The following is a 25850-nucleotide window of genomic DNA, read 5'->3' as shown; positions in this document are numbered from 1 at the left end:
AGCTTATGTTAAAATTTATTTTTATACTATTGCTAATATCTTTTACCGCCATGGGCAGTGAAAGTCATTTAGATTATATAGAAAATGCAAATGGTGAGCGGGTACAAAAAGTATCGCACTTGGTTAAATGGACACATACTCGCTTTGTGTTTAACCGTGATATTTCTCGTATTGCACTTGGCCACGAAACAACACTTGATGTGAACGTGGTAAATGGCCGTGAACTACTAATTTTAGCTAAAAAGTTAGGCCGTACATCTATGATGGTGTGGTACGACGATAAAAGCTCAGAAACATTTTTACTTGGCGTAACCGAAGACTACAGCGTACTAGAAAATGCCTTAAACGATATTCATCCTGACGTGCAGCTAACAATTGCTCCTGATCGTCATGCTGTAGTACTACGCGGTGAAGTACCTACTATAAATTACCGACATGCCGCTTATGAAGCTGCAAAAAATTACCTTTACGCCAGTAGCTCACAAGCATCACAACCTGTTATTACCTCAAATCCTAACCAAGGTATGTTTAATTCACTTGCTCAACGCTTGCAAGGCTTAGGCAATGTAAACGGCGGCAGCTCTCAAAACTCGAGTAAAGTCGCTATTATTAATTTAATAAAAGTAACTCAAGCACCCAAGCCTAAAGAAGAACGTATTAGCGAAGTAATTAAATCAATGGGTGCAGATAAAGTAACTATTAAACGCATCTCGGTTGATGAGCTATCAAATGACGATAGCGACGTATTTTTATTGTCAGGTACTGTAAAAAATCAAATAGAGCTAGTGCGCTTATTAAACACTATTAATAAATTATTCGAACCTGATCAGGCAATGCAAACACCAGGATCGCCCCTAGATCCTAATAACTTAATGGGTGGCGCAACGCAGGATAAAAGCGCTGGTATTGAAGTGCTTGCCAACGAGTCTGGCGGTTTAATAAACGACGCTACCTCAGGATTAAACTTAAGTAATGTGAGTTCTAATATTGCAAGAGCTACATTACTTTCGGTGGCTGGCGGTAAGGTATTATCGAGCATTGAAGTTGAGGATTTACCGCAAGTACGTGTGTCGGTGCAACTATACGAAGTAAATCAACGTAGATTAAAGCAATGGCGCCCAGATATTAGTGTGCTTTCTAATGGTTATGAAAAAGAAGCGGGCTTGTTTGGCCGTGACGGTATGACTGAACGCGAATCAGGCTCTGCAACAATAGAAAACGCGCTGCAATTAATTGGCGGGCAATTAACTAATAACTTACAGCTTTCCACCTCACAGTTTGCCATTGATATGTTGTTTTCGTTACTTGAGCAAGAAGGTATATCTCGAACGCTGTCTCGCCCAACAATAACAGTTTTAGCCGGAGAAAGTGCCGTATTTAAGGTCGGTGGAGAAGTACCCGTACCTACAAGTTATAGCCCTTCAGGAATTACAAGCGGGCAGCAAGGTAGTAGTGGTTCGGTGTTTAGCGGTACAGAATTTAAATCATTTGGAGTTGAATTAAATGTACGCGCCATGGTTGACGACAAAGACAGAATAACGCTTGATTTAAACCCGGTAATTTCGCTACCCGATACAACGTTAACCGCCGAAATTGCACAAAGCACAGGCAGCAGTTTAAACAGTAGTGCATTTAATACACGCAGTATGCAAACATCAACACGTTTAAAAGACGGACAACCTCTTATTATTGGTGGCTTAATTAGCACCGATAACAACGCAAGCCACGACTTTGTACCTGATGGCAGCGGCAATAGCATGCTAGGAAAATTAAGCGAAACAACCAGTAAAAGTGAAAACAACCGCGAGCTTATAATTGTTGTAACGCCAAACTTGGTGCGTGAGCCAATTAATACCTTACGTTCGTGGGAACAGGCAAATATAGACACCCAGATACTTAGCTATATACAGGAGCAAGGACTATGAAAATACTTTATATAATTTTACTGCTTACTTTATCGGGTTGTGCTCATATTGATTACAAACCAACAGTAAATCCATACAGCGCGTTGACTGACATAGTTAAAAAGTACCAATTAAACGCCCAACCATTAAAGTGCGAAGGTGTTAATGCAAGTAATTGTTTGAACCTAGTGCATGAGGTGAATCAGTTAATGCTTGAACACCCCGATAACACGGCAATCCTGTCGATATCGGCTTACGTACTTTATAAAAGTGGCCGTGCTAATCAATCTCAGCAAGTTATAAACACATTACTGAATAAAGCTAATCCGCCGCTAAATGCAATTACTTTAGGGGTTACGTTAGCAATAGAGCAAGGTAATTTAGCTAAAGCAAAAAGCATTGCCCAATACGGCGTTGATATTTTTGGTACACATGCTTCACCATACCTGCAAATGGCCTCTATACATTATGCTCAGGGCAGTTACGTTATAGCTTCAAACTACTTAGAGCTTTCAGTTAAGTTTGGTTTAAATAGCACAGCTTATTTTTACCATAAAGGGCTAATTGAAGAAGCTAATACCAATAACTTGTTAGCCTGTGGCTACTATGAGCAAGTTTTACGTGCAGAGCCCACACATCAAAAAGCACTTGCTAGGCGCGGTAAACTCTCTGTTTTAGGTAATTGCTATTCTTAAGGCCTTCGGGCCTTTTTTTATACCTAAATTTTGGCATTATTAAGGAGCCAAAACTACCTTATTATTTATCAAAAATAGAAGTAAAGCTTACGCTCACCCTACGTTTTATACGTAACCTCACAAGACCGCTTTAAATATTTACCCTTTATGAGCACCTATCAGTTGTAATAATTTAACAGAGTATCTTATCCAAAAATTAATTTTTAATATTGATTTGCATTTTGCAAATCAAAAGTAAAAACAGCTCAAGAGTACACCATGAAAATACAGTAACCGACTGTATTAAAAGTATTTTATTATTTGGCATGGTCCTCGCAATATATAAAGTGAGCATAAGCTCTTCTAATTTAAAGGCTACGATTATGAAAACTATTAAACATAACTTAAATAGCAAAAAGCAAAAAGGTTTTGTACTAACGTCAGAGCTAATCATTCTTTCTACTTCAATGGTGGCGGCACTTGTAATTGGTTTATCTACATTACGAGACTCGGTAACCAGCGAACTTGAAGATGTGGCAGAAGCAATTGGCTCACTTGACCAAAGCTATGTATTTGACGGAATGATTAACGCCGAAGGCACAGCTGAAGTGTCTGGTTCAGGATTTGTAGACTCAGTTGATGTGTACGCAGGCGATGGTAGTTCATTCACTTTTGTTGCATCAGACTTTAGTGAAAATGCGGCACTTATTAGTACAACACCAAGTGGTGATGCTGCAACGCGTACAGCAGCAGGCGGTTCGCAAGGTAACTAGGTTTGAATACCAAGCTTAAGGCTCACTGCCACAAAAGTGTGGCAGTGAAAGTTACTCTGGAGGAATATTATGAAAAGTAAAAGTAACAAAGGCGCAACCACAGCGGCTCTCACATTACTCATCACCTCTGGCATGTTAGCTTCGGCTTTGGGTATTAGACAGGTGAACGATGAAAATAGCGTAACAGCTTGGGTAGTAAACAAAAATATGTCGGCCGGTCAAACAGTAACCGTTAACGATGTAGAGCAAAAGAGTATAGATCCAAGTAACTATTCAAATATTGCACTAAGCGTTCAAAACCCGCGTGCATTAATTGGTCAAAAATTAGCAACTAATAAAATGGTTGAACAACCTTTGTTCGACACTGATTTTATTAGAGCGAAAAGCCAAAATTTGTCAGAAGCCATACCGGCAGGGCGTGTTTTATATACTTTAAAACTAAACACCTTAGATATTCCGCTTTCGCGTATACACAAAGGTGACCGACTTGACATAGTCGCTAAAACTAATCGATTAGTAAGAACAGTTGCTCGTGATGTACAACTTATTGGTGTTTCAAAAGGTCCTAAATCGCAAGCCGCTAAAGCTGGCGTAATGGATAATTTAGCCAAAGAGTCTAATTCTGCTGCAGGCGGTGTTTCATTAGTCCTTGCAGTACTTCCAAAAGATGTTTATTCGTTGGCTGGTATAGATAATGCCGACAAAGTTTCAATTATTGTGCATAGCGCTTATGACATTGAACAAGGTCGTTTGCAAAACTTTTCACGCTTACAAACCAGTCGCACAATCGAAGTGGTTAAAGGCGTTAAAAATGAAGCTGTATATGTAGCTAAGTGAGTTTTTATGTTTAATTTATCAAGCAAACATGAAGAAGTTCAAACCAGTTTAAGTACCTTCGAAGAGCTTAAAAAGCTACTGCACAATGCCGTTATCGAAGAGTACGAACAAGAACCAACCGCGCTTTTATCAAGTAATGTTCTCGAAAAAATTTCTTCCCTGTGCAGTGATATTCCACAATTCAATCAATCTTCATTTAATCAATACCAACAAGAGCAAGTTGTTCAGGCTGTATATGATGAAATTCAGGGCCTGGGTCCTATTGCACAGTTTATGCTTGATGACCAAGTAAGTGATATTTTAATAAACGACACGCAAGACATTTGGATTGATAAACAAGGCAAACTACTTTGCACAGCCAGTAAGTTTGATAACGAGCGCCATTTACGCCGATTCGTTGATCGCTTACTAGATGGTTGTGGCCGTCAAGTAAATGCATTAATGCCAATTGTTGATGGCAAATTAAAAGATGGTAGTCGTGTTCATATCATTGTGCCACCAGCATGTACAAGCGCTGCTATTGTGTCTATTCGTAAGTTTAATCATAAAAAAATAAACGACGACTTTTTGATTAACAACCATTTTTTAGATAAAAACATCTTATCATTTTTAAAAATTGCAGTGAAAACGGGCGTTAATATTTTAGTGTGTGGTAACGCTGGGGCAGGTAAAACGTCATTATTAAATGTGCTTGCTAACTCAATTAACCCAAATGAACGTGTTGTAACAATTGAAGAAAGCGCTGAGCTTAATTTGCATCACAACCACGTTGTGCAATTAGAAGCCCACGACACAAACAGCGATGGTAAAGGTGCAGTAAGCCTAAGAGATTTAGTAAAAGCAGCTCTTAGAATGCGCGCAGACAGAATACTTGTAGGTGAGGTACGCTCAGGCGAGGTAATCGATATGCTCCAAGCAATGAACTGTGGTCATCAAGGTTCGATGACGACCATACATGCTAACAGCGCAAATGATGCCGTTATTCGCTTATCTACCTTAGTACAACTACATAATGCACAATTGAGCGATACACATACAAGTTCGCTAATTGCGTCTAGTATTCAACTTATAGTGCATGTTTCTCGCTCAACTAATGGCACCCGAACTCTAAAAAGTATTGGTGAAATTAAGCGTGTTAATGGTGGCGCACATTTTAGCCCGCTTTATAGTATTAACGAAGCGGAGCCAGTACAAAGTGAGCTAATAGATAACTCAAGTGTTATTGAGTTTATGAAAGACCAAGGCGCTAATACACAAGAATTGAAAGCATTACTACACAGTAACCCGGAGGCTAATAATGACTAAACTTGATTATTTGTTAGCTATAGCAGCGGTTATTACTTTCGTACTTGCAGCGAGTGTATTGGTTTCTTTGTATGCTAAAAATAAAAGCAGCCTAGTTACTAAAAAAGTAGATATTTTAGAAGAAAAAGACGTACTTACTTTGTCACTACGCGTACTAGGTTTAAACATAAGTAATGTTTGGTTTATAAGCATGGCGTGCTCGCTCTCAAGTAGCTCATGGTTTTTAGCTAAATTATACTATCCAGAGGCATCAACCAGCGCATTTATTATTTCAATCGTAGTTTTTGTAAGCTGTTTTATAACCGTGATTGACCTGGCTCATTATAAATTAGCAAAATTTGAGCATCATTTTTTAGAATTTATAGAAACCGTACAATCGTGCTTAAGCACAGGGCTCTCGCTACAACAATCAATGCAGTTTGCTGAAGAGCATGCAGACCCATATATAAAAAAACAAAGCACTTTGCTATTACAACGAATGAACATGGGGAGCGATGCCGAAACGTCGTTTGCGCCCTTAATTGAAAGATATAACTGCGAAACCGTAAGATTGTTCGCTCATAGCATCATCACACATACACAAAGCCAGTGCGATTTAACCGACATGCTAAAAAGCGTATGTAACATGATGTCGCTAAGAACACTCGATCGCCAACAACTCAAAGCTAAGCTTTCGGGTACTAAGTACGCTGCTGTATTTAGTGGTTTTTTACCCTACGCACTAATTCCTTTATTTAGCTATACCGACCCAACCTGGTTTGAGCCATTGTTAAGCGATCCTAATGGGATTGCATTTATAACGGTTGCGCTTCTTTGTCAGCTGTTTGGGTTTTTATGGCTGCGTCTTAGCTTAAGGGTAACATTATGATTGATATACTTTTACTTATCGGACTTTTAGTAAGTATGGGATCGTTTATTCATATTCATAGGCAATCTCTTAAGGTTGAATTAGATAAACCCGATACTAAAAGTATTAACTGGTACCCATTAATCATCATCTCTAAACGTCAACTAAGACAAGCTGGGATTCAAATTAATAAAATATTAATAAGCCTGTACTGCTTTAAAGTAGCTGCGACTTTTAGTGCGTTTATTGTATTAGAACTAACAGGATATGAGCTGAGCCAATCGGTTAAATTATTACTGTGTTTTATGTGTTTTTTTGTACCTGAATGCTGGTTTTTATTACGTAAAAATCAACGCAAAACGATTATAAATAACAGTTTAGAGTTTTTTTTACGGGTATTACTGGTTTACATGCGCGCTGGTTTTTCGCTAGAGCGCTCATTTGCACTAGCAGTTGATCATGGGTTAAGTAAAAAACACCCATTATACAAAGAGCTAAAGTTATTTTTATTCGAACTAAGCGCAGGTAAAGATCGTGAATTTGCATTTAATTCACTTTTTGAAAGAACTGGCGTATTAGGAATTAAAAAACTCGCCAACTTAATGTTAATAGGTTCAAAACTAGGCACGCCACTTATCCAAGCAGTAGAGGCTCAACTAGAAGGTCTGGCTTTAAAAAAGAATATTTTAATCGCTAAAAAGGTAAACAAAAAAGCGATGCACACAACTTTTCCCATTATCTTAATTTGTTTTCCGATGTTTTTGGTATTGGTGTTTTTCCCCGCAGCATTACAAGTAATGAACGTACTTAAAATGCTTGTAGAAGTGTTATAGGAGCTTGATATGAAAAAGCATTATCAACAAGGATACATACTTACTATTGAGCTTATATTAATTATAACAATTTTAATTATTGGCTCAATTGGGGGGGTAATTTTAGTAAGGGATGCCCTTATTAAGCGCCATCAAACTAAGGTAGATAATCAAATTACCGTAGTAGATGCTAATAACAGACCGCTTGGTATTGCAGTCAGTTTTGATGAGCACCAAGCACCACTCATTTTTTATACAGATCGTGGAGCAAACAATACGTACCGAGCATTAATAGGCATACGAGACGATAGGTTTACATCGCGCGAAGCCGTTTATTACGATGCACCAAATTGTCAAGGTAATCCCTGTTTAAAAGGCTTAAGCGACGAAGCAACCGACAGCCAAGGTGTTAGTAAACTAAATAATACCGGGAATGTGAGCTATATAAATGCGCTGCAGCAAGGTCCAAATTACGCAATAGGGCAATTAGGTAATACCGTTATTGGTCAATTATTAAGAAGTACGCCAGAGCAATGCCCTGCTAATAGTGAACAAATCCAATCCCGCTATGTATCGCAAAAGGTTGTAACAGGTTCACCTTGTGAAAGCTTTGAAATAGATAAGCAGCCTGCTGACAGCAGTTGTTTGGTTGGAGTAACAGCTTTAGGTAATCCACTTTTAGGTATAAGCGATCAAGGTTTATCGCAATCGTGTGATACATGCCAAACGGGGTACGAATCGCAAGGTGACATTCTTGATTTATATTTACCACAAGTAGAACCGCTTTTAAATACAGCCCTGAATGCGCTGTCATTAGTTGGTATTGGAACAAGTGTTGATATAGAGCTTGGTACAATATGTTGTCCAGAAGGTACACGCTTAGAAGAAGATGAAAACATTGTAGAAACGCTTGTTTTTACTGTTTTAAAAACAACGTTTGAGTTAGTCGGAATCGACTTAATAAACAACCTAATTATAAGTGAAACACTGAGCTTGATAGGGATTGAGCCAGGCGTTACATACTGTAAAACTTCACTGAATTTAGTAAATGCAGAACCAGTAATTAATATTACCACTGGCGAGCCGGCGCTTAGTAGTTTAACGCCACCATTTAAAGTTTTACTGCCAGTACATAGCGGTCAAAACGGTACAACGTGGATACATACCCCCCCTAAAGGGGAAGGAGAACGTCAATGAACGCCTCAAATATATTTACCTCACATGCTAATGTAGCAAATACACAAACTGATGAAATATCAACAGAAATTAAAGAAACGTTAACACTACTAAAACAATTTTATGATGTGCCTATTGTTAAATTTATTGATTTTAGAGAAATTTATTCAGAGCAACTGATAACTTGCGACGATAAAGAAAGCGTTGAAAATGAGTTATTAAGCTATCAACAGCGCTGTACACAAGAAAAGCTATATTTATTCGAAGATACTTTTTTTGATGAGGTATCAAACAACACTCATAAATTAATTCGTTTTTATGCACAATACCCAATTTATAATACGACTAATAAAATAATTGGCGTGTTATTAATGGCTGATTTAGTACCTAAAACATTAATTGGTTCACAAAAAGATCAATTTATTTCATTTTCTCAATTATTACAAACACAGTTAAATAAAAGATCGGATCCAATAAGTAACCAAAGTACAAAGCCTTCAAAAAAAAATAATGGAGAGAAGTATATTCATGTATTTAGTTTAGCGCCTGTCGCTTTTTTAATTGCATTAGTATTATGCTCATTCACTGCATTACTACTTTATACTATTGAAAAAAAGGAGCTGCAAAGTAATTATAATCAACAAACTCAGCAATTACGTAAAACGTTATTTAATGCATTAGAGCGATTTGATAATCAAGGATTGTACATATCACAAAAAGATTTAGTTATTGCAGGTTTTTTACAAAGCCAAAATGACTATACAAAAGAGCAGCTTAATAACCTAGTGCAAAGCCAGGTATCACAAAACTTAACTTACAAAGGGTATGTTGTGTTTGACTCTGAGTATAATCAGCTTGCGCTTTGGTCAAAAAATAATTTTGATTTAGCTGCGTACGGATTTACTAACTGGTTAGAAAAATTTAATAACAGAGCGAATAAACAAGCAGTAGAAGTATTTACAGTTGCTGATACAGCCTTCTTAATTTCTGAGATAAAAATAAAACAAGGCTCTATTTATACACTTACTGCATTTGATTTAAGTAAGTTTTTAAAAGCGGTTATTGGCAAATTAAACACTGAAGATTATAACGTTTTTATAGCAACGCCTCAGTTTACTTTAGGAAAACAAGGGGAAGTAAACCCGAGTATTATTAAAAATAGCATTAGTGCTTTGAGCAGTCGGTTTCCACCTACATGGCGCTTGCATGTACAACCAATGAATAAAATAGTACGACCACAAATAACTAAATATAGCCTAATTAGATTAGGGTTAATCTCTTTTTGTGTATTCGCGTTTGTGTACTATTTTTTACGTTTGCCAAGACGTTTACACAACGAAATAAAACAAAAAAATCAGTTAATACTCAACAGAGAAGAGCTTTTTTCAAGTTCTCTTGATGCACTGCCACATGGGTTTGCTATTTTTAACAGCCACGAATTTCCTGTAATTACCAACAATGCATTTAATCTTTTATTTGCACAGGTGAATAAACAAAACAGTCAACTATCGTATAGCCAGCTGATAAGTATTGCGCAGCAGCATAATATTATAAATCATTACCATGAACATCATAAGCTTGATGATGACCGTAACCAATTAATAGATATAGGTTTTACAGACGGGAAGTGGATAACTGTTTTACAAAGACATACCGATTTTAATGGTTTCGTTTGCTACTTTAGAGATGATACAGAAGCACATCAAAAAGAATATTTACTCGCAGATGTTCTTGAAAAATCAAAACAGACAAATCAATTAAAAGAAAAATTTGTTACAAGGCTTAGCCATCAATTAAGAGCGCCTTTATCATCTTTAAAGTCATTAATTGAAATATCAAAAGATCCAATAAGCTTTAACGAATTTAAAAACAATGTTGGAAACATCTCAGATGTATGTGCCCAGCTTGAAAGTGTTATTGAACAACTCGTAAATATAAATAAATCAGAGATGGGTAAGTTAAAGCTTCAAGCCAAAAACGTTAATCTAAATAAATTGATTAATAACAATGTGTCTATCTTAACGAAAGAGGCCGAAAAAAATAAAATAGTTTTTAAAAATAATGTTACACCTAAATTAACAGTCGCAAGCGATGAAAAATTAATTTCACAATTGGTTATTCAGTTAGTGGCTGAGATTTTGGACTCATCAAATAATACAACGCTTTCAATTAACGCTCAGATAAAAAATGAGAGTAAACGTAATTACTTACACCTCGATTTTTCATTAAGTAATTTGATCGACAGTAGTCACTTTATAACTGAGCTTAAAAAAATATCGGGTGATAATATAACGCGCTTTATAGATGATAAAGACCTTTCATTAGAGTTAAAGTTTTTTATTTCAATATTTAAAATGCTAGGTGGTAAAGCGATAACTGTAAGTAGTAACGCGAACAAATCAACGATATCACTTTCTATGTTAGTAAACATAGCAATCAAACAAAGTAAAGATAACGAGCAAGAAGTAACAAGTAACTCATCAACAAATATTGATTTAGTAAAAGCTAGTTTAGTAACCAACACACACCAAAACACGCTCTTACTGGTTGATGACGATCCACTTGTTGAGATTGTGATTAGAGCAATGCTAAAAAATGAGAATATTAAAATTGATTATGCGCGCAGTGCAATAGAAGCAATGTTGATGGTATCGCAAAACAGTTACGAGATTATTTTAATGGACATAGTAATGCCAGAATTGTCGGGAACTGACGCCATGTTAAAAATTAAAAAACACAGTGATAATTCTAAAACTAAAATAATTGCGCATACATCGACACCCGATACAGATTCTGAATATGTTAAACAGGGCTTCGATGACGTGCTATTAAAGCCAGTGAAACAAGGTGTTTTAATAAACCAAATAACACGTATTTTAAAAAATAAGTCGTTATAAATTAGCGTAATATGTTACTGAAACAGTAATGAGGTAAAACGTGAAAAACACTAATGAAAATATGGCAGAAGTTATCGAGTTTAAAACAACGCCAATAAACAAAACTAAACGACTGCTTTTAGTAGATGATGACTTGCTAATAGAAATAGTAATTAGAAAAATGCTTAATGAAGAAAATATTTTAATAGATTTTGCAGCAAGTCCTATAGAGGCACTACTTATGGTTTCTCAAAACATTTATGATATTATTTTAATGGATATAGTCATGCCGCAATTTACAGGCACCGACGTAATGCTAAAAATAAGAAAGCATGCCGATGCATCAACAACAAAAATTATCGCTCACACATTTTGTGAAAGCGAGAATAGTGATAAAAAATATATAAAGCTTGGGTTTGACGCTCTACTATTAAAGCCAGTTAAACAAAGTGTATTAATTGAAAATATTAGATATTTCTTGGAATGATAAATAGAAATAGTAGGGCGGTTAGCTATTTTTAATTTATAGCTTGCTAAAAAATTAAATTACTCCTTCAAAGTATGACAAACTACGCTTTTGTAATTGTTGCATATATAAGTCCCATCATTTCATACTTCTTAAAGCAGTTTAATAATCACAACTACCAAATCCCGTAATATTATTTTTTCAGTAAATTTATTTAGCCTAGAGCCCATGTATCACAAGGGTTTAACTATTAAAACATTACGTTTTTTAATAACTAATAAATACTCATCTTGGGATGGAATTTGCTTTATAAGGCTATATTCCGGTTTTATCGGTTACTAAATATTATAATTTTTTAAAATTAACGAGGCGCAAATATGAGCGAAACACAGTACGTTACAGTCGAAGGTCATCAAATTGCTTATCAAGAAATGGGACAAGGGACACCTTTATTATTGATACACGGAATACCAACCAATAAGTTATTATGGCGAAATGTGATGCCAAAACTTGCATCAAAACATCGCGTAATAGCGCCTGATTTACTAAACTTTGGCGAATCTGATATGCCAATTAACACCGATGTATCGATAAATGCGCAATGTAGAATAATGTGTAAGTTTATGGAAGAACTAGGTATTTCTAAAGTTAATATTGCAGCACATGATATTGGTGGTGGTGTAGCTCAATTAATGGCTGTAAATCATCCGGATAAAGTAAACGGGTTAGTTTTAATCGACAGCGTATGTTTTGATTCTTGGCCAATACCCGAATTTGAGCCATTACTAGAGCCAGGCGTAGAAGAAAAAACAACGGTAGACGAATTTGTCGATACATTAACAGATTTTATACCCAAAGGTGTTTACGACTCGAGCGTAATGACTGAAGAGTTAATGAAAATATACTTAACGCCATGGAGTAATGAAAAAGGAAAAGCCGCTTTATTTAGTAACATGCGCAGGCTCAATAAAGAGTATACCGAGGCTATTACAGGCGATCTTAAAAGCTTACCTCATGAAACACTCATAATTTGGGGTAAAGAAGACAAGTTTCAAAAACCAAAATATGCACCAATGTTAGAAGAAGCAATTCCAAATTCATCATTGATTTGGATAGATAAAGCCGCACACTGGGTTATTGATGAATACCCAGATAAAGTGTCTAAGCTTATTGAAGAGTTTATGGCAGACAAAATGTTTTAAGATTTTATTTGGTTTCGCTTTGCTTTGTTTTAGGTATTAATAAATAAAGCTTTAGCATATAAACCAAGATACTAAGCATTTTTAATAAAGACTCATAAAATACCGTTTGATTGCAATAACCATCAAACGGTATATTTTATATAAACACATATCCATTATCCACAAGTGATTACCAAAAAACACAGTCCAACGTTAAATAATGAAGTGAAGTAGGTTGATTTAATTTATTAGTGGGTAATTTAACATAATAAAAGAGCATGCTAAAATTACTCATAATTAATTGAATTTTCACAGCGACGTTAAAGCTTTATTGCTAACTACCTTTGTTTTTCGGTGACATGGCGCAGAAATTTTTAAAATTTATAAAGTGTCCTGCCCTGGTTAATTCAAACATGGGTCGCCATAAACGGCGGCGTGTGGGGCATTGCGAGTTTAAAAAATGTCGTACCGCAGTTTATTACATTGGTTAAGAGGGCTAAAAATGGATAGTTTAAGCCTTAACTTAAAAGACTTTATTTTTATCATTATGCAAATAATTATTATAACTACAGTCGTTGTTACCAATAGAACCCACATTGGTTTTTTCAAAACCAAAATGAAGATTTAAAAGAATGCATCAAAGAAATGCAAAAAATAATCACAGCGCTACGTGTTAAAGTCGGCATTTAACACGTAGCGTCCACGCTATAAAAACAACATTACCTCATAATCATACTATGAGGACACTTTCCTCTTTTTCACATCATAAAACAGCCTATCCAAAGAATAATACTTATAATTGGCAATAGCTTACTGAATCTGCTATTAATAAACATTCATAAAATAAGGACATTTTCGCGTAAAAATAGGGAAAGTGTCCTCTGATTAAACTGTTATATGCAATTCATGTAGTAGGGTGCTTTAGCTAATAATTTGGTGACTAACTTTTACTTTTGTAAACGCTGCTACGGGTTTCGCTATTGTAGTTTTCCAATGGTCACTAATAAGCTTTGTTGTTTTTATTACTACGTAATGTAACAAAGCTATTATTTCGTTCTGGCAATTGTGGGTAGCTCAATTTATAGTGCGTTTATTACTACCGACTTTTACTTTGAACCTCAGTAATTAAGTTAAAGTTTATCAGGCATATAACAAGGCATTGCAAAGGACTAAAAACAGTTGGCCGTTGCTCGTGCCTCGCTATTTTGGCCATCAATTTTTAGCCTCTGAATGAGGCGTTATAAATCATCAGGGAAGTTATGAGTAATTTTGATAATATTTCTACATTCCATGGAACCGCTGAGGCTCACGCAGAAAAGATAATCGACGGAAAAGTGGATGTTTCCTTAGGTGGCGGAGAATTAGGTCAAGGGTTCTATTTGGGTACGGCTTTACATGTAGCTAAAGCTTGGGCAGTACAAATGCATAAAAGTGAGTCAGTTGTTGAATTTCAGTTCGATGATGATGAGTTCTGGAACTTTGATATTCAAAGTTTAAATGAAATAGAGGCAATTGAATATCGTTCAAACATTAGAGCAAGTGGGCAAACTCGAAATTATAAATTTAATAAAGACATTGTTTGGGGACCTATTGTTGGTGGTCCAAAAGTCTATTCAGATCAGCATAAGTGGGAATCAAAAAACGGAGAAAACTTCTTAAATGGTGGTAAGGTTCTGAGGCTGAAAAGATGAGAAATCGAGTATATTATCTAAGTTTTTTCAGCGAAGGTGGTGGATTTTTATTCCCTGATGAACTTCCCAAAAACTACTACTCTCCTGGTTTATTTCTCATTGAATCCCATCGAAGTGGCAAGTATCCATATGCATTCTCTTTTGATGCAATGGATAACGGTAAACGAGTGTCTTTAAAGCTTGAAAGAGCTAATGAGAGTGATCCCAGATCTACGCTATATGTTGTAAGAACTAAACATTACGGATCATTTTGGTTCAAGTTCGAGGATATAAATCCATCGTTACGTTATTTAGGTTCAAAGTTTAACTTACAAGATGATTTTAGTTTTAGTGTCGCAATATCTACAGATTCAGAAAAGTTGGAAAGAGCGTGTCACAATTTCGACTTTTATTTTATCGGAAGCACATTACGTGAAGAAGATTTATAACAAGGCGTTTAAACGGACAAATTACAGTTGGCTGTCGTTCGTGCCTCACTATTTTAGCCAACAATAATTTGCCGCTTAACGTGGCGTTATACGTCAGGATCACATCATGCATAATAACAAACCAGAATTAATATCAATTCATCATGATGATTATCATGCGCAACATATTGGTAGAACGAGTGATGGTTCTCAGTTTTTTTTAACTACACCGTTTGAGCCAAATAAATGCGAATATATTGCATTATTTAAATTTGATGGGTTAGGTAATCTAATTGATTCGAATATAGAAATTCTAGGCGAGAGAGGTTCATTTACCGATGAGTTTGCGAGTAAAAAGTATAATGACATGTTGCAAAGTCTTGGTGATATAGAGTTTGGAAATATTAAAGTAAAACCTTTTTCTGTAAATTTTAATAATACTGAAATTGGTTTAATTACACGAGTACCAGAAGATGAAGATGATGCATGGGCAGTACAATTATTACCTGGTAATTTTATGGCATTTTTTGAACCGTGGGACAGTGGAGAATACGACACTTAGCACGTATAACAAAGCTAATTAAAACCGACGCAAAACACTCCGCTTTCATTGTGTTTCGCTTCGCGAATTATACACAATGAAAGCTCCGCGTTTTTGCGCGGCTTATTAGAGCGTTATGTGATTAAGGATGTAGATGCGAGTATTCAGCAGTTTTGAAAAACAATTATTGAGTAAGATGATTGAGCTTGATCAAAGTAACTCTTTGAATGTATTATGCAACCTTCTTGATACATTCTACGGAGAATCTCACCTCCCAGAATACTGTTACATTAAACTTATATCCGAAAATGAAGTTGACATATATGTTAAAACCGATGAATTTGATCAAGGTAATATAGATTTAAAAAATGTAGATTATGATGTTTCAAAGAAATTATTAGGTGTTATCGCTTTATTTGAGTATTTAGAAAAACACAAACTTGCTTATTTTATGGGCGAAAACGACTTTAAAACTCTGGGGACAGTCTATGGAAATGCTAATTACACAGCATGTGATTTCTTAGATGATGAGATTAAGCCCCAAATTTATAAATACTCTAGAAAACGAATATTTGTATCTGAGACTTTAAAAGTATTGGTGGAAAACTCTTTTAGAACAGATGAAGAAATAAGACACGATAAAGAAATATCGACAATTTCTAACCAACTGAAGTTCACTCAATTTGCTCTAGTTGCTACGGTAGTAGGTCTTATAATATCTATTTTGGTTCCTATTTTAGTTACATCAGCCATAGATATTAAAAATAAAATAATAGTTACAGAGCTTAACGAAAAGACATTTACGGAGACACGAAAGCTCGTAAAACATGGAATTGCTCCTTTGACTATAGAACTCGTTAGAACTCAAGAAAAATTAACTGAAGTTTCAGCCGCTATAAAACAAGCCAATAAAGATAACTCACTGACTGTTCATAAATCTTCCCAGATGATTGGTAGCAAACTTGATGAACTATCTAAATCAATAACGGAATCAGCTAAATCTGTGGAAAAGTCATTGGTTAAATCACATAACAATCCACTCAAGCAGGACAAATAACAGTTGGTTTTTGCTCCTTCGTCGCTTATTTTAACCAACTATTATTTGCCTCTTAGTGGGGCGTTGAGGCTGTAGAATTACTCAAAAGTTTAAAGTAACGGATAATTTTTGTGTTCACACAGCCCGTAAAATTCACTTTCTAGTTGATTATTCCCTCAGATTTTACGTAGCAACGCAATTTGAGGCTAAATTTTTAATAAATTCTAAGGCTGTTTTTCTAAAATAGAAATTCTACAGCCTCGTTAGCCCATCAGGATAATATGAGAGTTGATTTAACAAATATCTTTGTAGCCTTATTCTTAACCATACTTGGATATTACTATGGTTTATCAAATGGCGGCTTTTCTGTTGAGGACTTACTACCTGTTAGTAATCTAATAGTCTCTTTTTGTGCATTAGTAATAGCTACCAAAGCGTTGAGTACATGGAAAAACCAGTTTCAACACCAAGAACAGTATAAATCTCTTGTTAGTGCAGAATCGTGTTTTAAAATATATTGTGCTTTTGAAGATAAAGTGAAAGTAGAATGCCTCAAAGCACGACAAAAACAAGGAGTAGATTTTGATTTACCCATGGACATGATTGAACTGCGAAATGATAAAAAACGGGATTATCAAAAATCATGGGGAGAATTGAAAATACATTGCAGAGGCTTTGTGAATAAAAATTCGTTTCTTGCACCTGATAATGTAGGGAGGGAGTATCTTGAAGCTATACAGGAGCTGCATCTTGATACATATAAGCCTCATGAGTGCAGCTTTAATAAGTACCATGAGTTCATTTCAAAAAAAGGTGAAAAGACTTTTCATTATTGCCGGTCAAGATTGGGCTAACAAAAACATCAAACGGAAAACTTACAGTTGGCTATTGTCCGTTTCTAACAAGGTTATAATAATAGCAATTACCGATAGGGCACTTGCTATAACTTTATAGTTATGAGGTTGAGATTATTTAAAAGCTTTAAGCTCTTTTTTATCCCCATACTTCAACACTATATCTTTGAGTGCAAATTCATCAGACATTTTAATTAAATCATTACCTATGGCTTTTAGGGTATCACTGGCCGCAACCAGCTCATGTAAATGATCTATTTTTTGTTGTAACGTTTTTACATGGCTTTCATGATAACGAACTGAGCTTTGCAAAAAATCTATTTTGTTTAAGTAGCTAGGTTCGTAGCGTTTACCGCGCGGTGTCCACAAATAACCTTCACGGCAAATATAAAAACCATCCCAATCTTTATGTAAAGACATACCTCCGTTAATTCGTTGCTCAAGCATTCGTACAGCACGTGGGCAGGGTTTGTTTGTGCTTACCCAGCGCTCTAAAGTTCGTTCTGAGTTTATAAGCAAAAATTCCATAGTTGCTTTACGATCTAATTTACCAAAATTCATAAAACCAGCACGAAATAATAAATTTTTGAATGTATCCATATTAAGTAGTCCAATAAATAAATACCTAAATACGTTCCTAAATCCGGAAAAAACAATAAAGTGAGTTCATCGAGATAAATTATCTTGTGTTTTTCCATTCTTTTTTTAGATTGATAAATTAATTTCAACCCAAATAAGCGAATGGTTACCAAAAAGAGAAAACATATAAGAATAGGGCTTACGATGGGGTTTTTGCTTGAACTGGGAATACGCGCCAATATGTCGTTAAATAAGCTATTTAACATAATATAAATTATAGGCAGTTAATGGTTACATAGTAAGAGCGCTTAAATGCGCCCTTACTATGTCCAATACTAGACGGTATCGGACATTAAGTGGTTTTATTACAATAACAAGTATTACTAATAAAGATGCTTTGTTTTTCAATTTTTTCAATCAATACTTAATAAACGCTCAGCGGTATATTCGTTAGTAATTAATCCACTGATCATATTTGACCTTACTGCGCCCAAAATGGCCAACACTTTTTCTTCACCGGCAGCTATCGCATAAATCTGTTTATTAGCATTTGTTTTTAATGGCGTACTTGCTACGCGCTGATTAACTGTGCAATCTAAAAGCTTACCGTTTTTATCAAACACCCAACTAATCATTTCACCAACGGCACCGAGTTCTTGTAATTCTTTTAGTTCTTGTGCATCAATAAAACCATCTATATGTAATGGCGATTTTTCACCTAAGCTGCCAATACCTACAAATGTTACATCGGCATCTTTAGCGAGTTTTAAATTACCAGTAATATTTTGTTGTGCGTGTAACTGTTCTTTTTCTTCAATACTTCTTGGTAAAACTGGCAATGGCATTGGGTAATGTTTTGCATTGGTGTGTTCGGCCATTCTTACTACAACGTCATAAGGTGAAGCCGATCCATCTAAAGCCATATTACCTAGCATTGCTACAATTTTATGTTGCGGACAATCAACGGTTCTTAGCTCATCTACACACGAGCGTAAAACTCGACCGGTTCCCATAGCAAGCACTTTGGGTTGTTCTGATTTTAAATGACGTTCTATTTCTGCCGCGCCAGCTTGCGCTAAACCAAGTGTAGATGAAGGTTCTGACGGATCGCTCGGTACAACTTCACACGAACCTAACCCAAAACGGCTTTTTAATTTTTCGGCCAAATCCATACATTTAGCTATCGGGTGGTCAAGTCTAACTTTAATTAATCCTTGGCTAACAGATAATGCGACCATTCTTTGTGCAGACTGACGAGATATATTTAGCTTTTTAGCAATTTCATCTTGTGTGTTACCGCCAACATAATATAACCACCCTGCTCTGGCTGCATCATCTAGCTTTCTAATTTCTGTATTTGATAGCTTTACCACGTAAACCTCTTAAAATAGAAGGAAAACCAAGTCCTTATTTTCATTACATAATTTTAATTATATGTACTGCTATATAAATTATTTTATTAATTTTGGAGCATCTATTTATCAATAACGTTTTTGTTATTTATAGTTGTAAATATACCATTCCTTAATAAAAAATACCTAGGTTTCATAGGATTATGTAATAAGAATTTAGTTAATAGCGCCCTTATAAAAGTGCTATTTAAGGTAATTTAAAATTGGCTTTAGCGAGTTCTTAAACCGTTATTATCAAACTACAATCTATTTACCAAGGGTATTTATGGCAGTTTTAACGCCTAAAACTGCCCGCAAAGCGCCCTTTTAGGCGCTTTGTATAAATAGTTAAACTAGTTGGATAATGATTTAAAATTTAACAGATATTTCAGAAGTGAAGCCGTCAAATCCTTTACCGATCTGTCCGCCCGAATTTATACCTTCTTCTTGATTAACATACTCAACTTTTAAAAGCGTTTTATCGTTAAACCAGTAACCTGCGGCTACTTGAATACGCTCTACTGTGTTGTCTGTTTGTTCAATTAAATCGGAAGTGTTTTCGGCTTCTGCATAACGAGCCGCTACATATAGCTTTTTAGGGATTAGATATTGTTGTGCTTCAAACACGAAGTACTCAACAGATGAGTCGCCTTCTATTACACTGTTTGAATCAAACGTAGTGCCATTTTCATCAGCAATGCCATTTGTACCAAAGTAAGTAATACCGGCAACTGCATTACCAGCGGCATCTGCAAACGTGTAGTCATCAGACGATTTACCAACCATAAAAATTAGGCTTGTTTCGTCAGATGGTTGATAGGCTAAATTAAGCTGGATGATTGATTGCTCAAGCCCTGGCATTGCGCCAACGTGAGTGTCACGCTCGTTCGTAGGTGACGCTGAAAAATTATAGTTTTCCCCATCGCCAAAGCGATAGTTTGTTGTGGTTACACCATCAAGACTGGCTACACCGTTTTCAAAACGTAACTGGTCGCCTTGATTCGCTTTTAATAAGTTTAAGCCTGCTTTAAAGCCACCTTCAAATTCTAGAGTGCCTTGGAGACGGTAGTTATAACCTCTATCTTCTTGAAACGCTTCACCAAAACTAGATGTAGTGATACCGCCCGTTACATTATAAGCACGTACTACACCACTATCGAAAGTTTCGCTGTAACTTAGTTGTGCGCCGTTTTCTGCGGTTGCGTAATCGGTAATACCATTACCAATAAGTGCATTATTTTGGTTATCTGCGCCGTCTTGAAAACCTTTAAATTGAAAAGGCGATCCACCAATGTTACCCAAACGCAGTGTTAAATTTGCGTTTTCTTTTGATGTGCCATAAAGACCTAGCAAGTCAAATTCAATACCTGCAAAGTCGTTGTGAAATGAAAAGTCACGATCTTCCCCACCAAAGTCATTAGGCTCTTCTGCAATATCTATATCGGCAGTGATGAACTCGTTAATATGAAATTTAAGCATTAGATTGGCTCTAATACGGCCAAACCCTGATTCTTGTTCTTCATCTTCTGGGCGGAATGCGCCGTCTTTAGCCTGAATTGACTGAAAGTTTTGCATTAGTAAAAAGCCTACGTCAACGCGATCTAAATATTCAGAAATGTCAGCCTGTGCTGGAGCCGATGTAGCCATAGCTGCCGCTATGAGAGAAGTTGCAAATTTAGCCTTTTTATTATTCAACATAATAAGCTCTTTATTTAGTGTGATGTGTGATGCCAACTTTATTAAATTGCATTTTCATTTAATGAAATTGGTTTTGATTCAGTGTGTATAGATGAGGCTATCTGAGCAAAACATTAAGTGATTAATGAAATTACACTTGTGAGCATAAGCCCGCCTGGTGAGCATAATCACAGAATGAATTTAAAAGGTCAACGATTTTTGATTACAAGACATTTACAAAAAATAAAATTTATTTGTAAACATTTTTGAATCAATAAGTTAAGTAGCAAATTTGTTCCATCAAATTTTGATGGAATGGAGTATTGGATTAAGGTATTTATTGTAGATACGTCATTATTGCTCAACACAATTCATGAAAATATAAGTTTTCAGAAGATACTAAGGCGGGCAAACCTTTAAAAATAGGCTGTTGGAGAAACCTATAAACAGTTTATTTATTTGTGTTTTTTAAGTATCGTTCTTGAGCTTATGAAGGGGTTAGCTTAGTATTAAAGCACTTAGATGTATTCATAATAGAAGTAACCTACATATGGAATTTGTTCGCCCGCTAGAGCCCATCCTCATTATTGATGACGTTAAGGAAATTCGTGATTATCTAAACCAAATTTTAACTGAGTTAGGGTTTGAGGATATATTGGAAAGCGCCGATTTCAGCTCTGCTAAACCTATTATGGATGAGAAATCACCAGGCGTTATATTTATAGACGTAGATTTACCTGACTCTAACGGTGCAGAAATATTGGAATACATTAACAGTACTTACGCGCACACTCATGTTGTAATGTGTTCTGGCCACAATAGCCTTGAAAACGTACAAAACACGTGGGAAATGGGCGCTAAAGGGTTTATTGCAAAACCTTTTAATGTCAAAAAAGTGGACACCGTAATGAAACGCCTAGAGCTTATAGAATAATTAAAAGGTTAGCATGCATAGTACTGTTATTGCGATTATAGACGATCTTTCGAGTGTTATATTTGGTAAACAACAACAAATAAAACTGGCACTTACGTGCTTATTTAGCGAAGGGCATTTACTCATTGAAGATTTGCCTGGTATGGGTAAAACAACACTGTCGCATGCTTTAGCCTCGGTGCTTGGTTTATCTTATCAACGGGTACAATTTACTAGCGATCTACTCCCTGCAGATATTTTGGGTACTAATGTATTTAACTCTACCGAGCACAGCTTTACGTTTCATAAAGGCCCTGTTTTTAGCCAAGTAGTTTTGGCAGATGAAATAAACCGCGCAGGACCCAAAACACAAAGCGCGTTGCTTGAAGCAATGGAAGAGCAACAAGTAACGGTCGATGGAAAAAAATACACGCTGCCAAATCCATTTTTTGTGATTGCAACACAAAACCCGCTTTATCAATCGGGTACCTACCCGTTACCCGAGTCGCAATTAGACCGTTTTTTAATGCGTATTAGCTTAGGCTTTCCACCTAAAGAAGCCGAAAAGCGCTTAATTTTGAATATGCAAAAACGAGACTATAGCCAATTACCACAGCGCATTAACCAACAAGAGCTAGCGGTAATTCAAACCCAGATTAGCCAAATTACTTTAAGTAGCCCGGTTATTGACTACATTATTGAGCTTGTTAATTACACACGCTCAAGCAATGCTTTTGCTGCATCGTTATCACCGCGTGCCAGTATGGCTTTGGCTAAAGCAGCTAGGTCTTGGGCTTTTATTGATGGCCGCGATTTTGTAATGCCTGAGGATGTTCAAGCGGTATTTGCAAGTGTGTGTCAGCATCGATTAGGTTTGCATAATGAATCGGGTGAATCACAAGTAAACGATATTTTAAAAAATGTATTAGTTCCGGTATAAATTTTTATGCCAAAAAAAACAGCTAAGCGCCCTTCTTTATTTAAGTCATTTAAGCGAAGTATATTTAATAAGTTATTAAAAAATAAACATTTAAAAAATTCAATTACACTTGAACATAAAACAATTTATGTATTGCCGTCACCCCTTGGTTGGTACTTTGCAATTGTTGCTATTTTAAACTTTGTGATGGGCATTAATTATCAAAATAATTTAATTTTAATAATGTCTTATCTTATGTTTGTGGTGATGATTATTGCTGTATTAATGGGCTACAGTAACGCTAAAGGCTTAACCGTTAAATTTAAAGAGGCATTTAACAGCTACGCACCTAAAAAGCCGAATATTATCTTTGAATTACAAAGCCCTAGAGTTACCCAATCTATTAATTTAACTTATCAAGGTTGTGAGCAAACCCACAAACATACCGACCAAGTTGATAGTAAATCTCAGTTACTTACACTCAACTTACCCTACAGTTCTCGTGGTAAGTACTCTGTGCAACGTATTAAAATAGCGAGTAACTACCCGTTTGGTTTAATAACTGTTTGGAGCTACATTGAATTACAAACAGATGTATTTGTATACCCGTCGCTTGAACAAGTACACAGTGATGCGCATGTTTCTATGTTTGATGAGCAAGCCGATAAAGGTATTTCTACACAATCTGGCAGCGAAGAGTTTGAGTCGTTAATCCCACACTTACCTGTAATGGGATTGCAAAGAGTGTCGTGGAAGCATTACGCAAAAACACAGCAGTTGTTAGTTAAAGAGTTTGTAGATTTTAAAACAGCAAATGCGCTCTTCGATTTTACATTAATGAATGGGGATACCGAACAGCGCTTAAGCCAGTTATGCTTTTTAGTGTGTGAAGCAACCGAGCAAAACACCCCTTTTATGTTAAAACTGCCGAGTAAAACAATAAATACAAATACCGGACAGCAGCATAAGCTGCAATGTTTAGCGTTATTATGCTCATTTAATGGTGATGTGTAATGGGCATACTTAAAAACGAAAAAGTAATAAATTATTCGCTATGTTTTATATATGCATGTTTGATTGTATTTTTTATAGCCCATTTACCGCTTGTTTTTGTTGGTGTACTTACGCTTATTTGTGCCTGGAATTTTTTCATAACACTGAGTAATAAACCAAAGCCAAATGCGTGGCTGGCAAATATACTCGCAGGTGTGTCACTAGGTTTAATGCTCTACACAGTAGGCATGTCTGATACGGTTATTTTATTTGTGGCTATGCTGCTACTTGCTAGTTTATTTAAGCTGCTGCAGGCTAAAACCAAAAAACACTATCATGTAATTACTACGCTTACGTTTTTTTCACTCTCATCGGTGTATTTATTTAACCAAAGCATTTTAACAACGTTAACGGTAAGTGGTTTATACATATTAAACTTTGCAGTACTTGGCCTACTTGAGTCAAAACATAATTTAAAAATAGCCTCCAAGCAAAGCGGTAAATTGCTACTTTTAGCACTTCCATTAGCTGTATTTTTACTGCTTTTTTTACCAAAAATGCCCGCCTTTTGGCAGCTTCCGGGGCCAAAACTTGCCAAAACAGGGCTTTCTGAACAAGTCGATCCATTTGATATTGCAAAGCTTTCAAACTCAGATGAACTCGTGTTTAGAGCTAAATTTAACGAAAAAAAACCTGCGGCGCCTTATTATTGGCGAGCAATCGTCCATGATGAATTTAATGGCAATGCGTGGCTTACGTCTGACATTTTAAAATATAATAATGATAAAACAAATACGCAGAGCAAAAATGATGAACAATTTATTGCAAGCTACTCAGTTATTACAGAGCCTGCTACACAAAAATGGCTCTATGGTTTAGCGTATTCCAGTAGTAACTCAACAAATGTTGAAGGTAATTCGCTCGGTTTATTGCGTAAAAAAAATCGCCAAGCTAAAAACTTACAATATGATGTGAATAGCTTTAACTTTACAACTTTACCCCTTAGCCAATTTGAAGAAAAACGCTACATATACCTCGCTTATAAAAAGAATGTAAAAACATCATCACTTGCTAATAACTTAAAGCAAAATACACACTCTGACCGCGATTTTTACAATAGCGTATTACAATACTTTGCAGGTACGGGATTTACTTACACATTAACACCCACTCCTATGAGCGGCGATAACACCATTGACCAATTTTTATTTGAAAAGCAACGTGGATTTTGTGGTCATTATGCCAGCGCCGCTGCGTATATTTTTAGAACCGCAGGTATACCCGCTCGATTAGTAAGTGGCTATTTAGGTGGTGAATTAAATCAAGATAATAATACGCTCACTGTTCGCCAGTACGATGCGCATGCGTGGGTAGAAGTATATTTACAAAACGAAGGTTGGGTTATTTTTGATGCAACCGCTGTTGTAGCACCGGAGCGTTTAAATGGCTCACTTTCGCAAAACGAAGAGCTGAATGACGAATTTAAAAGTAACCTTGATTTTGGTTTAGTGAGTTTAAGTAATTTCCCTGCTATTAATTGGTTAAGGTTGGAACTTGAAAATCTCGATTATCAATGGTCTAGCTGGGTACTAGGTTTTGACGAAGAAAAGCAAAATGATTTTTTAAAATCAATTTTTGGTAGTAAAAACATTTGGCTTGTACCATTAATAGTTTTATTAACCGCTGGTTTTTGTTTTGTAGGTTACTTTGTTTATTTAAACTTACCAAAACGCCCTGCTAAATTAGCCCCAATGGTTAAAGAATTTTATGAAGTAAAAGCATGGGCGAAAAAACAAAAAATAAATACACCCGATAATTTAACACCGAGTCAGCAGTTACATTTTTTTGCTGATAAACTCCCTCGTTCTGCACAATCTATAAACACATTTAGTCAGTTATTTAACCAAGTACGCTATGGTAAAAAACCTTTTACTAAAGAGCGTAAAACTCAGGCTAAAGATCTGATAAAATTAATTAAAATTTCCAAATAGAGAATAC

General features: G+C 35.8%; 23 protein-coding genes. 20 read left to right on the top strand and 3 right to left on the bottom strand.

Annotated features, from left to right (window positions below; genetic code table 11):
* Positions 1–5: 5 nt before the first annotated feature.
* The 16 genes from V6260_RS02260 (at position 6) to V6260_RS02185 (ending at position 17380) form a co-directional block, all read left to right on the top strand.
* Positions 6–1925 (top strand): pilus assembly protein N-terminal domain-containing protein, encoded by a 1920-nt coding sequence (locus tag V6260_RS02260; protein WP_341592477.1) that lies wholly within the window; start codon positions 6–8, stop codon positions 1923–1925.
* Positions 1922–2599, top strand: a complete 678-nt coding sequence (locus V6260_RS02255) for a hypothetical protein (protein WP_341592476.1) — start codon at positions 1922–1924, stop codon at positions 2597–2599. The genes V6260_RS02260 and V6260_RS02255 overlap by 4 nt, the downstream gene beginning before the upstream one ends.
* Positions 2600–2961: 362 nt before the next feature.
* Positions 2962–3351: a hypothetical protein gene (locus V6260_RS02250; protein ID WP_341592475.1), complete on the top strand. Its 390-nt coding sequence runs from the start codon at positions 2962–2964 to the stop codon at positions 3349–3351.
* Positions 3352–3420: 69 nt separating this feature from the next.
* On the top strand, positions 3421–4188 hold the full coding sequence (locus V6260_RS02245) for a hypothetical protein (protein ID WP_341592474.1): 768 nt from the start codon (positions 3421–3423) through the stop codon (positions 4186–4188).
* Between the two features lie 6 nt (positions 4189–4194).
* The gene (locus tag V6260_RS02240) at positions 4195–5493 is read left to right on the top strand and encodes a CpaF family protein (protein ID WP_341592473.1); all 1299 of its coding nucleotides are present in this window, start codon (positions 4195–4197) and stop codon (positions 5491–5493) included.
* On the top strand, positions 5486–6361 hold the full coding sequence (locus V6260_RS02235) for a type II secretion system F family protein (protein ID WP_341592472.1): 876 nt from the start codon (positions 5486–5488) through the stop codon (positions 6359–6361). Before V6260_RS02240 ends, V6260_RS02235 begins: the two co-directional genes overlap by 8 nt.
* Entirely contained in the window at positions 6358–7173 is an 816-nt protein-coding gene (locus V6260_RS02230) for a secretion system protein (protein ID WP_341592471.1), read from the top strand. The genes V6260_RS02235 and V6260_RS02230 overlap by 4 nt, the downstream gene beginning before the upstream one ends.
* Positions 7174–7182: 9 nt before the next feature.
* Positions 7183–8349, top strand: coding sequence for a hypothetical protein (locus V6260_RS02225; protein ID WP_341592470.1), 1167 nt, complete (start codon positions 7183–7185; stop codon positions 8347–8349).
* A complete protein-coding gene (locus V6260_RS02220) occupies positions 8346–11225 on the top strand; it encodes an ATP-binding response regulator (RefSeq protein ID WP_341592469.1) in 2880 nt (959 codons plus the stop codon). Before V6260_RS02225 ends, V6260_RS02220 begins: the two co-directional genes overlap by 4 nt.
* Before the next feature lie 40 nt (positions 11226–11265).
* Complete coding sequence (locus V6260_RS02215) at positions 11266–11691, top strand: response regulator (RefSeq protein WP_341592468.1); 426 nt, start codon at positions 11266–11268, stop codon at positions 11689–11691.
* 356 nt (positions 11692–12047) lie between these two features.
* Entirely contained in the window at positions 12048–12872 is an 825-nt protein-coding gene (locus tag V6260_RS02210) for an alpha/beta hydrolase (protein WP_341592467.1), read from the top strand.
* Positions 12873–14110: 1238 nt separating this feature from the next.
* Positions 14111–14542, top strand: coding sequence for a hypothetical protein (locus tag V6260_RS02205; protein WP_341592466.1), 432 nt, complete (start codon positions 14111–14113; stop codon positions 14540–14542).
* On the top strand, positions 14539–14970 hold the full coding sequence (locus V6260_RS02200) for a hypothetical protein (protein ID WP_341592465.1): 432 nt from the start codon (positions 14539–14541) through the stop codon (positions 14968–14970). The genes V6260_RS02205 and V6260_RS02200 overlap by 4 nt, the downstream gene beginning before the upstream one ends.
* Before the next feature lie 106 nt (positions 14971–15076).
* Positions 15077–15511, top strand: a complete 435-nt coding sequence (locus tag V6260_RS02195; RefSeq protein ID WP_341592464.1) for a hypothetical protein — start codon at positions 15077–15079, stop codon at positions 15509–15511.
* Between the two features lie 133 nt (positions 15512–15644).
* Positions 15645–16547 (top strand): hypothetical protein, encoded by a 903-nt coding sequence (locus V6260_RS02190; protein ID WP_341592463.1) that lies wholly within the window; start codon positions 15645–15647, stop codon positions 16545–16547.
* A gap of 260 nt (positions 16548–16807) precedes the next feature.
* Positions 16808–17380 (top strand): hypothetical protein, encoded by a 573-nt coding sequence (locus tag V6260_RS02185; RefSeq protein ID WP_341592462.1) that lies wholly within the window; start codon positions 16808–16810, stop codon positions 17378–17380.
* A gap of 114 nt (positions 17381–17494) precedes the next feature.
* Here the strand turns inward: V6260_RS02185 and V6260_RS02180 are convergent, their stop codons facing one another.
* The 3 genes from V6260_RS02180 to V6260_RS02170 form a co-directional block, all read right to left on the bottom strand.
* Entirely contained in the window at positions 17495–17980 is a 486-nt protein-coding gene (locus V6260_RS02180) for a DUF3653 domain-containing protein (protein ID WP_341592461.1), read from the bottom strand.
* A gap of 392 nt (positions 17981–18372) precedes the next feature.
* Positions 18373–19332 (bottom strand): sugar-binding transcriptional regulator, encoded by a 960-nt coding sequence (locus V6260_RS02175; RefSeq protein WP_341592460.1) that lies wholly within the window; start codon positions 19330–19332, stop codon positions 18373–18375.
* A 387-nt stretch (positions 19333–19719) separates the two neighbouring features.
* Entirely contained in the window at positions 19720–21048 is a 1329-nt protein-coding gene (locus V6260_RS02170; RefSeq protein WP_341592459.1) for a hypothetical protein, read from the bottom strand.
* Between the two features lie 529 nt (positions 21049–21577).
* Between V6260_RS02170 and V6260_RS02165 the strand changes: the two genes are divergently transcribed.
* From V6260_RS02165 to V6260_RS02150, 4 genes are read left to right on the top strand one after another with little or no spacing between them, the layout of a single operon-like run.
* Complete coding sequence (locus V6260_RS02165) at positions 21578–21961, top strand: response regulator (protein WP_341592458.1); 384 nt, start codon at positions 21578–21580, stop codon at positions 21959–21961.
* Between the two features lie 13 nt (positions 21962–21974).
* Positions 21975–22880, top strand: coding sequence for a MoxR family ATPase (locus V6260_RS02160; RefSeq protein WP_341592457.1), 906 nt, complete (start codon positions 21975–21977; stop codon positions 22878–22880).
* Positions 22881–22886: 6 nt separating this feature from the next.
* The gene (locus V6260_RS02155) at positions 22887–23873 is read left to right on the top strand and encodes a DUF58 domain-containing protein (protein WP_341592456.1); all 987 of its coding nucleotides are present in this window, start codon (positions 22887–22889) and stop codon (positions 23871–23873) included.
* Positions 23873–25843: a DUF3488 and transglutaminase-like domain-containing protein gene (locus V6260_RS02150; RefSeq protein WP_341592455.1), complete on the top strand. Its 1971-nt coding sequence runs from the start codon at positions 23873–23875 to the stop codon at positions 25841–25843. The genes V6260_RS02155 and V6260_RS02150 overlap by 1 nt, the downstream gene beginning before the upstream one ends.
* Positions 25844–25850: the final 7 nt, after the last annotated feature.

It is taken from the genome of Pseudoalteromonas aliena, assembly GCF_038155085.1.
GTDB lineage: Bacteria > Pseudomonadota > Gammaproteobacteria > Enterobacterales > Alteromonadaceae > Pseudoalteromonas > Pseudoalteromonas aliena_A.
Note: the sequence above shows the minus strand (reverse complement) of the source record. Positions and strands in the feature narration are given on the sequence as shown.